This window comes from uncultured Fretibacterium sp. (genome assembly GCF_963544685.1).
Classification (GTDB): Bacteria; Synergistota; Synergistia; order Synergistales; family Aminobacteriaceae; genus CAJPSE01.
The window spans coordinates 21675-32134 of sequence record NZ_CAUUGJ010000013.1 but is presented as its reverse complement, the minus strand read 5'-3'; the positions used below and the strand labels follow the sequence as shown (position 1 = coordinate 32134).

Below are 10460 nucleotides of genomic sequence, written 5' to 3'. Positions count from 1 at the left end.
GTTCCGTCCGACATCGTGTTGGGGACCGCTGGGGGAGGCCCCGTCTCCCTGGACCCCGGGGAGGGGGCAAGGTTCTCCGTCCTTTCGGGCCGCCTGGGGGATTGGGGGAGCGCAGCGTCGGCCGTGGGACGCTTCAGCGACCTCAGAAGCTGGGTTTCCCTGCCCTTGACGGGGTATCCTTTTTTCCTCGAGGGGCATTCGGGGACGGAGGTGTCCCTGAAGCTGGCGGCCGGGGTGCCGGGGCCCGTCGATATTCCCCCCGTGAACGATCTGTTCCTGATGCGCGGGGAGCGCTTTGGCGTGATCAACGGGACGCTCCGCTTCCAGGAGCTGCGGAGCGTGTGGTATCCGCCCTACTTTCAGCCGCTGGAGGACGGGGTGCTGGCTCTCTGGTTCGAGTGGCGGCCGTCTTTGAAATGCCTCGACCTGTGGGTTCTGACCTCGGGGGGGCCCGCCGTCTTCGGGCCCGCCTCCAGGCCGCCGTCGTGGCCCGTAGAGGCCCCATGGAGGGCGGCGTTTTCGCGCCACGAGCTGCACGTCTCCCGGGCATCCTGGAGGGCCGAAAACTTATGAGGCGGCGCAAGGGCCTTGCCCTGGCGGGGGTGGTGGCCCTCTGCCTGATGGCGGGCTCGCTCCTGACGTGGATGTTCCTGAGCCTCGCATGGTCCCAGGAGTCCTTGACGGCGGCGATGGGGCGCTCGGAGGAACGGGTGGCCCTGTCGTCGCAGGTCGAGGTCTGCCGTCGCTGGGTCCGCATGCAGCTGGCCGCCGGAAGACCGCCCCGGGTGCTCCCGGAGCGCGTCACCGGCGACCCCGACTCCCGGAAGGTCTTCGAGGACCGAACTCCGGAGGGAGCGATTGCCGAGGTCTACGACCTCGAACCGCCGCCCTCCGGCCCCGGCACGCTGGGGCGGCCCCTTCCCTCCTGTCCGAAAGGCTTTCTGATCCGGGCCGCGTGGCCGTCGGGTCCCTTCCCCTTTCTGGAGCTCGAGACCGTTTGGGTGACCCGCGACGTCCTGCTGCCGGACGGGACGGCGGCGACGGTGCTGGACGAGAATCCCCTGATCTGGAGGGAGCGGTGGCCCTGAGAACTTTCGGCCGGAGACGGGAAGTCATGGTCTTCGGGGCGGCCGGAGCGCGGGTCATATTGATTGACGTTTTTAAACTATGTATTTTTTCTGTCGTTTTTTACTGTCGCTTTGGCGGTCTCTCGTGTAGAATAGGCGGCGCGTCATCTTGAATCGAAGGACGGGTGGAGCGGGGATGAGGGTGTACATCAGCGCGGATATGGAGGGGGCTACGGGGGTCGTCAACGTCGACCAGACGGACTGCGAGAGGCCGGAGTATGCCTTTGGATGCCGGATGCAGCTCCATGACGTCAACGCCGTCGTCGACGGATTGCTCGATGCGGGGGTCGATGACATTCTCGTCAACGACTCTCATGACCGCATGATCAACCTGGATGCCGGAGGCTTGAACCCGAGGGCCCGCCTTCTGAGCGGCTGGCCCAAGGTCATGGGGATGCTGGAGGGGTACGAGGGGGCCGATGCGGCATTCTTCGTGGCCTATCATGCCATGGCGGGCACGGAGTGCGCCGTCCTGGACCATACGGTGAGCGGCAGGCGGGTCTATTCCGTTGTGCTGAACGGCGTCGAGGTCGGGGAGATCGGCTTGAACGCCGCGGCCTGCGCCGGGTGCGGGGTGCCGGTGGCGCTCGTGACGGGGGATCGTGCCGCCTGCGGGGAGGCCGTGGGGCTGTTGGGGGATGGGGTGACGACCGCCTGCGTCAAGACGGCCCACGGCCGCTGCGCTGCGGATTGCCTTACGCCGGGCGCCAGCGCTCCCCTCCTCCGCGAGGCTGCGGCGCGCGCCGTCGAGCGCGTGCGCAAGAACGAGGCGCCGCGGATGGATATCGGGGACGGCTCCTTCGACCTGCGGATCACCTTCCACACGACCGCCCAGTGCGACCAGGCGGCCGTCCTGCCCTGCGCGGAGCGCCTGGGGGGGCGTACGCTTCGGGTCTGCGGCTCGGGGATGGCGGAGATGCGCCGCTGGGCGAACGTCCTCATCGGCCTGGGCGGGGCCTGATCTTTTTGTCCGATGTTCCTCCGTTCGATGGAGTACGATTGCCGCCTGGGCCTTCCGGTCGTACGCGTCGATGCGGCGGCTCCCTTGGGGAAACGCGGGGCCGTTCGCGCGGGGGGCGGTAGGGTTCTCTCGGAGAGTGTGTCTTATGGCGAACAAAATAGGGGACCTTGAGGATCGCATCGCTCATTTTATCCAGGAGAGCCTTCACGAGCTCGACTCGATCCGCAGCGAGGAGTCCGAACGTCTGGAGCAGGCCCGAAAGCGTTTCCGGGAGCTGACGCAGGACCTGAGAGACCTGGCGGCTCAGATCGACCGGACCCTCAGGGAGTACGAACAGCTTCGGGAGGAGCTGCTGCGCTGGTCTCAGCAGGGAATCGTCGAACAGGAGAAGGAGGCTTACGAACGGGCGTCCAAGTCGATGAAGCTCCATGCCTCCCTGGAGGAGCGCTACCGCATCCTCTCGGCGCAGAAGGACGACCTTCTGCGGGAGGAGCGCAGCCTCGAGCGCCTCGTGACCCGGAGCGAGAGCATGGGGAACCGTCTTCGCATGGTGATGAACCTGGTCAGCCTGCCCGAGGAATTCTCGCCGGAGCAGGGGGCGATGCATAACGAGAAGGCCCTTTCCGTTGCCTTTCAGATTGCGGAGCGCGAGGCGCGTTCCTTTGCCCGGGAGCTTCACGACGGGCCGACCCAGTCCTTCTCGGCCGCGGGGCTGAGCCTGGAGATGGCGCAGGAGCTGCTGGCCCGGGGGGACGGGGCGGCGGCCTCGGGCGAGGTGAAGCTGGCCGTCGAGCAGCTGAGGAGCGGGCTCAACGAGGTGCGTTCGCTCCTGTTCGGGCTGAGCCCTACGGGGATAGAGAGCGGTTTCGACCTGCCCGTCAAGCGTCTGTCCGAACAGGTGCGCCAGATGTGGGGATCCGAGGTGACCTATAAGCTGACCGGGAAGCTGGAGGACGTCCCCGTCAGCCAGCGAAGCAATATCTTCAAGACCCTGCATCAGGCCGTCGTCAACGCCGCCCGAAACGGGGCGGAGCATATTCGCGTCTCCATCGGAAAATCCAGACAGACGCTCAAGGTCCTGGTCATGGACGACGGAAAGGGGTTCGACGTGGAGCGCGAGAAGCAGGCCGCCCGGGAGCGGGGGTCCTACGGATTGCAGAACATGGAGGAGCGCGTGACGGTGCAGGGCGGCAACTTCTCCATCAGCAGCGCCCCCGGCAAGGGGACCACGGTCTCGTTTTCCGTCCCCCTGAGCCGGGACTGAGGAACGTCGGAGCACACGCAGACGAGCGGGCTCTCCGGCCGCGTCCTGAAGCGGGCTCGGCGTGTTTTCGGCTTTGTTCGGACCGCCCCGACACTCGATGATCGAAAAAGATAAAACCGCCTCCGGACCTTTCTCCGGAGGCGGCTTTCGTCGTGTTCGTCCGCGGCTTCGGGCATACGCGGCTTCTTCGCCGTTTCCCGATTCTTGCCCGTCAGAACTTGCGTCCGGCCTTGCGGCGCTCCAGCTCGTCGAGGATGGACTTGCGCAGGCGGATGGACTGGGGGGTCACCTCCACCAGCTCGTCGTTCTCGATCCACTCCATGGCCTTCTCCAGGGGCATGCGCCGCGGCACGTCCAGCTTGGTCGTCATCTCCTTGGTGGCGGAGCGGTGGTTGGTCTGCTGCTTCCTCTTCGTGGGGTTGCAGGGCATGTCACCCGGGCGGCTGTTCTCCCCGACGATCATCCCCGCATAGACGGGGTCGAGGGGCGAGATGAAGAGCGTCCCCCGATCCTGAAGGTTCTCCAGCTGGTAGGCCGTAGCCTCCCCCGTGTCCAGGCTGACGAGCGAGCCCCGGCTGCGGGCGGTCAGGTCGCCCGCCCAGGGACCGTAGCCCATGTAGCAGTTGGACATGATGCCCAGGCCGCGGGTGTCCGTCAGGAACTCGCCGCGATAGCCGATCAGGCCGCGCGTCGGGATCTCGAACTCGATGCGCAGCAGGCCCCGGGCCTGGTTCTCGATGTTCTTCACCTTGCCCTTGCGCTTGGCCAGCTTCTCGAATACGATGCCCTGATGCTCGTCCGGCACGTCGATGATCAGCTGTTCGTAGGGCTCCATCAGCACGCCGTCCCGGGTCTCCGTGATGACCTCGGGCTTGGAGACGCAGAACTCCATGCCCTCGCGCCGCATCTCCTCGATGAGGATGCCGAGCTGGAGCTCCCCGCGGCCCGAGACCTTCACCCCGTCGGGGCGCCCCAGGTCCTCCATGCGCAGCGAGACGTTGACGTGCATCTCCCGCTCCAGGCGCGCCTTGAGCTGGCGCAGCGTCACGGCCTGCCCCTCGCGCCCCGCGAAGGGGCCCGAGTTCACGAGGAAGAACATGGAGACGGTCGGCTCCTCGATGGCCAGGGGCTTCAAAGGGGCCTCCGCCAGCTCCGCCGCGGCGAAGGTGTCGCCGATGTCGATCTCCGTCGGGCCGGTCAGCCAGACGATGTCGCCCGCCTGGACCTCGTCCACCTCGGTGCGCTCCAGGCCGCGGGTGACCCAGAGCTGGGCGACCCGCGCGTTCTCCGTCCCGGTGATGTCCCAGCTGCCCTCGTCGTGCTGCGTGGAGCGCCACTTCGTGGAGACGCGGACGAACGAGTCCCCCTTGCGGATGCGCCCCTGCAGGATCTTGCCGCAGCCGATCCGCCCGACGTACTCGTTCCAGGCCAGGGTGCTGACCTGCATCAGGAAGGGCTTGTCCAGCGAGACCTTCGGGGCGGGGACGTGATCGATGATCGCCTGGAAGAGGTCGTCCATGTTGTCGCGCTTCGTCTCCTTCAGGTCCTTGACGGCCCATCCGTTGAGACCGGACCCGTAGAGCACGGGGAAGTCCGCCTGTTCGTCCGTCGCGCCCAGCTCGAAGAAGAGGTCGAAGGTCTGGTTCAGGGCGCCCTCGGGGTCCGCCCCGTCGCGGTCCACCTTGTTGACGAACACCAGTGGCCTCATGCCGATGGACAGCGCATGCTTCAGCACGTAGCGCGTCTGGGGCATGGGCCCCTCGTTGGCGTCGACGATCAGGATCACGGAGTCCACGGTGGAGAGGATGCGCTCCACCTCGCCGGAGAAGTCGGCGTGCCCCGGGGTGTCGATGATGTTGATGAGGTAGCCCTTCCACTCCACGGTGCAGGGCTTGGAACGGATGGTGATCCCGCGCTCGCGCTCCAGCGCCCCGGAGTCCATCACCCGCTCGGCCATCTGGGTGCGCTCGCTGAAGGTCTGCGCCGCCCTGAAGATGGAGTCGATGAGAGTCGTCTTGCCGTGGTCGATGTGCGCCACGATTGCGAGATTGCGTATTTTTTCGGACTGCATGATGTTTCCCTTGCCTCCTGGCTGCGGGCCGAATGCCGGGCTCCGCCCGCGGTTGTTTCCTCAATCTCAGCAAGGGACAAAATCGCCTTGAGTGCGGGTGTCCTCCTGCCGCTGCCTGTCTCCCTGAATTTTGAGCGCTAGCATTGTACCTCAAAGTTTCTCCGTGCGCTATACACGGATCCGCATGGCACGCTAGCGTCAGTTCAATCGGGCTCCGATCGCCTCCTGCAGGGTGTCGAGGGAGGGGATGCCGTCGCAGAGCTTGTCGCGTCCCAGAATCCACGTCGGGCGCGACGGCCGGACGCGGTATCGGAAGATGTCGAAAAGGGCTAGGGGATTGCGGGGGTCCATGACGCAGATGTCGAGGCGCTCCCCATAAAGGCCGCGCAGCGCGCGCAGCAGCCGGCCGACCGCCTGATGGGTCTTTTGCTGTTGAGGAAAAGAAGCCTTCTCTTCCGGGGTGTAGCTCCCCCTTCCGCCGCCTCAGCCGCAGCGGTAGCCGCCGAACTCCATGATGATCTTCAATTTCAGGGCCATCTCCGTCTTCCTCCTCTGGCCCCCCGTTCGGGGGTCGGGTAAAATAACGATTTCAAATACGAAAACAACACGGCATCCCCTGCTATCGTATCATAGATAAAGGTGCTTGTTGATGTTGATAAAGATGCTTGTTTCGTCCGGAGGAGTGGAGTCTGGTGGATTTTTTCAAGGTACATGGAAATGGGAACGACTTTATCGTCCTGGATAACCGGGAGGGACGCCTTTCCGATTCGGACCTGAGCTCCGCCGCCATGGCGCTCTGCCGCAGGCGCGCCTCCGTGGGCGCCGACGGCCTGATGGCCGTCGAGCGTGCCGGGGAGGCCGAGGGCGTCGATTTTCGGATGCGGATCTTCAACGCGGACGGCAGCGAGGCCGCAATGTGCGGGAACGGGGCCCGGGCCCTCGCACGCTACGCGTACGAGCGGGGAATAGCCGCCTCCCCGATGCGTTTCGCCACGGGAGCGGGGATGGTCGAGGCCACGGTCGAGCCGCCGTTCGTCGAGCTGGACATGGGGAACATCGACCTCGCCAGGGGGACCTTCGGGTGGAGCCTCCGTGCCGGGGGCGTCACGTTCCCGTTCGTCTTCCTCACCGTCGGCGTGCCCCACTGCGTCCTGCTCACGGACGAGGACTACTCGCGGGACGCCATGCGGGAGATGGGGCGGGAGGTGCGCTGGAATACGGAGCTCTTCCCCGAGGGGGCCAACGTCAACTTTGCCCGCCGCACGGCTTCGGATGAGATGAGTGCGGTCACCTACGAACGGGGCGTCGAGGACCTGACGGACTCCTGCGGGACGGGGTGCGTCGCCGTCGCCATTGCTGCGGCCGAGGTCTGGGGAATATGGACTCCCATACGCGTGACCAACCCCGGGGGCGTCAATACGGTTCGCCTGGATTTCGCCTCGGGGAACGGTTCCGTCCATGCCTGGCTCAAGGGCGGGACGGCTCTGGTGGCGTCCGGGCTGCTGCTCGAGGAGGCCTGGGCTTGAGCCGGCGCGGATGGGTGACCCTGGCGGCCGTCCTGGTCCTGCTGCTCTGTGCGGGCCTGGCCCTTTGTTTTGCCGGGCCGATGGTCGAGCTCCTGCGAGGGGTAACGGCATGGCTGGTGGAGACGGTCGGGCGCATGGGGTATCCGGGGGTCGTCGCCCTGATGTTCCTGGAGTCGTCCTTCTTCCCCTTCCCTAGCGAGGTGGTCCTGCCGCCGGCGGGCTATCTGGCGTGGAAGGGCGAGATGTCCCTCCTCGCGGCGATCGCCTCGGGCATCGCCGGGAGCATCCTGGGGGCCCTCTTCAATTATTGGGTGGCGGTTCGGTTCGGACGGCCCTTCCTCCTGAGGTATGGGAAGTACTTTTTCGTGTCCGCGGAGTCCATGGAGAAGGCGGAGGTCTTCTTCGCCCGGCACGGGCACGTGAGCACCCTCGTGGGGCGCCTGCTGCCGGTCATCCGTCAGTACATCTCGCTGCCCGCGGGGGTGACGAGGATGAACCTGACGCTGTTCACCGTCTTCACGGCCCTTGGGGCCGGGCTGTGGGTGGTGGTCCTGACGCTCGCCGGCTATCTGCTGGGCGAGCATCAGGAGCGGCTCGTCCGCTACCTGCACGTCCTGCCCCTGGCCTGCGCGGGGGCGGCGCTCCTCCTCGTCCTCCTCTATATCCTTTGGCTGCGCGTCCGCGTCAGGGGGCGTCCGGTGGAGCCGGGGGAACGGATGGGATCGGGAGGGAGATGAGCACCCGGGCCCCGCGCTCCTGATCGGTTCTGTCGGCGATCAGAAGAGAGCCGCCGTGCAGGGTGACCATGCGGCGGGTGAAGGCGAGGCCCAGCCCCGTCGAGCCCCACCCGGATCTGTGCGCGTGCGTCCGCTCCGCATCGTATCCGGGGCCGTTGTCGAGGACCTCGATCTCCAGGCGCCCCGCGTTGCGGCGTATGCACAGCTCGACCCCACGGCTTCCCACGGTCTCGTTGGCCCTCCATGCGTTGTCCAGCACGTTGAACACGGCGCGGAGGAGGCGCATCCTGTTGGCCGGGATCGAGACCTCTTCGGCCTCCGGATCGAGCGTCAGGGCGACGTCCTTCCCCCATGGGAAAGGACGGATTTGACGATCGATCGTGTCGCAGAGCTCGGAGACCTTGAGCGCGTGCTTCTCGTCCTCCGAGAGGAGCTCGCGGACCATGTTCTCCATGAATTCCGAGGCTCTGAGGATGAGGGTGCCCTTCTCCGCGGAATCCCCTTTCTGAAGCAGCAGCGCGGTTCCCTTGATGGCCGCGATCGGGTTCTTGAGGTCGTGGGCCAGGTGGTTGACGTCGACCATGGAGATCGTCCTGAGTCCTTCGTCCTCCGGGGTGCTCTTGAAATCCGACTTCGCCCAGGTCTGGCGCAGCAGGTTGACCCGGACGGCGTAGCGGGCGATGAGCCAGGTGGAGGATACGGCCCCGGCCAGGAAGCTGAAGAACAAAGCGGTCCCCGCCAGGCCCAGGGTCGCCGTATTCTGCGCGGAGAGGGAGTCCGGGAAGCCGGAGAACAGTTCCAGGCTCTGAAAGGAGAGGGTCCAGAGCAGCAGCGCCGCGAGTCGATCCAGACTGTCCTCGACCCGGAGCGTCAGAAGCTGGAACAGGACCATCAGGAGAAACACGATGGCGGCGTTGATCGGGAGCGGCGGACAGAGCCGGGGGGACAGCAGCGGCAGGAGGTAGAAGCTGGCCGCGAGTCCGAGAGCGGGGAGTATGATGGCGAGCAGGTCCTCGTTTCGGGGGAAGCGTTGGGCCGCCCCCCAGCCGATGAGGTTCCAGCCCGCGAAGAGCAGCAGGTTCTGAGCTACGTGGAACAGCATTCGGACGATGGATACCATGAGAAAGGCCGTTTCGTCCCACTGCCCCGCGGAGCGGAAGAAACCGGCCGAGAGGATGTCCCTGTAGTAAAACGAGGCCAGAGCGGCCGTCAGGATGCAGAGTCCCGCGAGCAGCTGATTCAATCCGCTTCCCCGGAGGGGGAATACCTTTTTTTCGTCGACGTTTTTCCCTGAGAAGAATTGGGGCATTGCGACCTCCCGGTGCCGGATCTGGCGTTTTTTGTCGTGATTGCGGAAACTATTTCATTATAATATAGGTTACATTTAAGGACACGCTGATTTCATTCATGAAGCCCTCCCGTGGTACCCCAGCTTGCCTGTTTTGAAGAAGAAGCTTGCCGGGGCCGCCGCCATCAGGATAGCGGCGTGGGGGGGTGGGGGCGAAGCCCCCATGTTAAAAATTGAGGGAAGCGCTGGAAGTTTTTCCCATATGATGTTTTGCATATTTATTCCTGAATAAAAAATATGTATTTTCGTTTTAATCAGCGCTTCCCTGTATTGGGGGGATAGGAGCAAAATGAGGGAGCACGAAAGCGGCAGGGAGGGGATGGGGGGCGACGACGCCCTCTCCCTCTCCTACGAGGAATGGCGGGGACGGATGGCGGAATGGGGGGAGCCGGGGTTCCGCGCCGATCAGATCTGCGGCTGGATCTATGGCCGGAAGGTCTTCAACTATCATGAGATGAGCAACCTTTCGAAGTCCCTGCGGGAGCGTTTGAGCGGTTCCCTTCTCATGCCTCTGCCCGTACTGATCCGGGAGCAGGCGTCCCGGGACGGGACCCGGAAGTACCTGTGGCAGATGACGGACGGAGAGCGGGTGGAGTCCGTCCTACTGAATCATGGAGGCCACACGACGGCCTGCATCTCGAGCCAGGTGGGCTGTCCGCTCGCCTGCGCGTTCTGCGCCACGGGCTCCCTGGGCTTTACCCGGAACCTGACGCCGGGCGAGATCCTGGGGCAGTTCCTCATGATGGAGCGGCGTCGGCTGGACGCCGGCGCCGAGCAGGGAATCAACAACATCGTCTTCATGGGGATGGGCGAGCCCCTGCTGAACGCCGACAGCGTCTTCGGGAGCATCCGCATGCTGAACCATCCCAAGATGCGGGGGCTGGGGGCGCGGCACATCACGATATCGACCTCGGGCGTCGTCCAGGGGATCGTCGACCTGGCGGACTTCGAGATCCCCATAAGGCTCTCCGTGTCCCTGCACGCTCCGAACGACGCGCTGCGCTCGCGCCTGATGCCGATCAACCGGAGCTGCCCCCTGTCGAAACTGGTCGAGGCCCTTCATCTTTACAGAAAGAGGATGGGGGAGAGGGTGACGATAGAGTATGCCCTGATCGACGGGGTCAACGACGACCCGCAGCTCGCCTATGAGATGGCGGCGCTGCTCGACGGCCTGGAGCCCTACGTCAACCTGATTCCGTTCAACCCCATCCCGATGAAGCCGGAGCTGCATCGATCCCCCGAGCCGAGGATCAAGGCGTTCTGCGCGGCCCTGTCCGAGCTGAAGATCGAGTTCGAGGTGCGGCGGGAACGCGGGGCGGACATCATGGCGGCCTGCGGGCAGCTTGCGGGAAGCCTGCCCGGCCCGGCGAAGTGAGGGGCATGGGAATTGGGGTTTTTCCTTGACATCTGCCTTTTCGTTTTGTTA

Annotated in this window: 10 protein-coding genes; 7 read left to right on the top strand and 3 right to left on the bottom strand. The window is 65.1% G+C overall.

The window, feature by feature from the left end:
• From ABLA28_RS02535 to ABLA28_RS02520, 4 genes are all read left to right on the top strand, one after another.
• A partial coding sequence (locus ABLA28_RS02535) for a hypothetical protein (protein ID WP_347712364.1) occupies nt 1-573 on the top strand: 573 nt, incomplete at its 5' end.
• Nucleotides 570-1088, top strand: a complete 519-nt coding sequence (locus tag ABLA28_RS02530; protein ID WP_347712363.1) for a hypothetical protein — start codon at nt 570-572, stop codon at nt 1086-1088. The genes ABLA28_RS02535 and ABLA28_RS02530, both read left to right, overlap by 4 nt.
• Nucleotides 1089-1236: 148 nt before the next feature.
• The gene (locus ABLA28_RS02525; RefSeq protein ID WP_299302414.1) at nt 1237-2088 is read left to right on the top strand and encodes a M55 family metallopeptidase; all 852 of its coding nucleotides are present in this window, start codon (nt 1237-1239) and stop codon (nt 2086-2088) included.
• A 145-nt stretch (nt 2089-2233) separates the two neighbouring features.
• A complete protein-coding gene (locus ABLA28_RS02520; RefSeq protein WP_347712362.1) occupies nt 2234-3352 on the top strand; it encodes a histidine kinase in 1119 nt (372 codons plus the stop codon).
• A 211-nt stretch (nt 3353-3563) separates the two neighbouring features.
• Here the strand turns inward: ABLA28_RS02520 and typA are convergent, their stop codons facing one another.
• Nucleotides 3564-5423, bottom strand: a complete 1860-nt coding sequence (typA, locus tag ABLA28_RS02515; protein WP_347712361.1) for a translational GTPase TypA — start codon at nt 5421-5423, stop codon at nt 3564-3566.
• Nucleotides 5424-5621: 198 nt separating this feature from the next.
• Nucleotides 5622-5774: a hypothetical protein gene (locus tag ABLA28_RS02510; protein WP_299302406.1), complete on the bottom strand. Its 153-nt coding sequence runs from the start codon at nt 5772-5774 to the stop codon at nt 5622-5624.
• A gap of 341 nt (nt 5775-6115) precedes the next feature.
• Here ABLA28_RS02510 and dapF point away from each other — a divergent pair, with 341 nt between their 5' ends.
• A complete protein-coding gene (dapF, locus tag ABLA28_RS02505) occupies nt 6116-6949 on the top strand; it encodes a diaminopimelate epimerase (protein WP_347712360.1) in 834 nt (277 codons plus the stop codon).
• Nucleotides 6950-7029: 80 nt separating this feature from the next.
• Nucleotides 7030-7686: a DedA family protein gene (locus ABLA28_RS02500; protein WP_347712365.1), complete on the top strand. Its 657-nt coding sequence runs from the start codon at nt 7030-7032 to the stop codon at nt 7684-7686.
• Here the strand turns inward: ABLA28_RS02500 and ABLA28_RS02495 are convergent.
• The gene (locus ABLA28_RS02495) at nt 7634-8929 is read right to left on the bottom strand and encodes a HAMP domain-containing sensor histidine kinase (protein ID WP_347712359.1); all 1296 of its coding nucleotides are present in this window, start codon (nt 8927-8929) and stop codon (nt 7634-7636) included. The genes ABLA28_RS02500 and ABLA28_RS02495 overlap by 53 nt on opposite strands.
• A gap of 394 nt (nt 8930-9323) precedes the next feature.
• On the opposite strand from ABLA28_RS02495, the gene rlmN reads away from it, so the two are divergent.
• Nucleotides 9324-10409: a 23S rRNA (adenine(2503)-C(2))-methyltransferase RlmN gene (rlmN, locus tag ABLA28_RS02490; RefSeq protein ID WP_347712358.1), complete on the top strand. Its 1086-nt coding sequence runs from the start codon at nt 9324-9326 to the stop codon at nt 10407-10409.
• Nucleotides 10410-10460: the final 51 nt, after the last annotated feature.

What these genes read in the sequence shown, in the direction of transcription:
- typA (WP_347712361.1), bottom strand. Translation starts at nt 5,423, where the DNA reads ATGCAGTCCGAAAAAATACGCAATCTCGCAATCGTGGCGCACATCGAC.
- ABLA28_RS02510 (WP_299302406.1), bottom strand. Translation starts at nt 5,774, where the DNA reads ATGGACCCCCGCAATCCCCTAGCCCTTTTCGACATCTTCCGATACCGC.
- ABLA28_RS02530 (WP_347712363.1), top strand. Translation starts at nt 570, where the DNA reads ATGAGGCGGCGCAAGGGCCTTGCCCTGGCGGGGGTGGTGGCCCTCTGC.
- ABLA28_RS02500 (WP_347712365.1), top strand. Translation starts at nt 7,030, where the DNA reads ATGGTCGAGCTCCTGCGAGGGGTAACGGCATGGCTGGTGGAGACGGTC.
- rlmN (WP_347712358.1), top strand. Translation starts at nt 9,324, where the DNA reads ATGAGGGAGCACGAAAGCGGCAGGGAGGGGATGGGGGGCGACGACGCC.
- ABLA28_RS02520 (WP_347712362.1), top strand. Translation starts at nt 2,234, where the DNA reads ATGGCGAACAAAATAGGGGACCTTGAGGATCGCATCGCTCATTTTATC.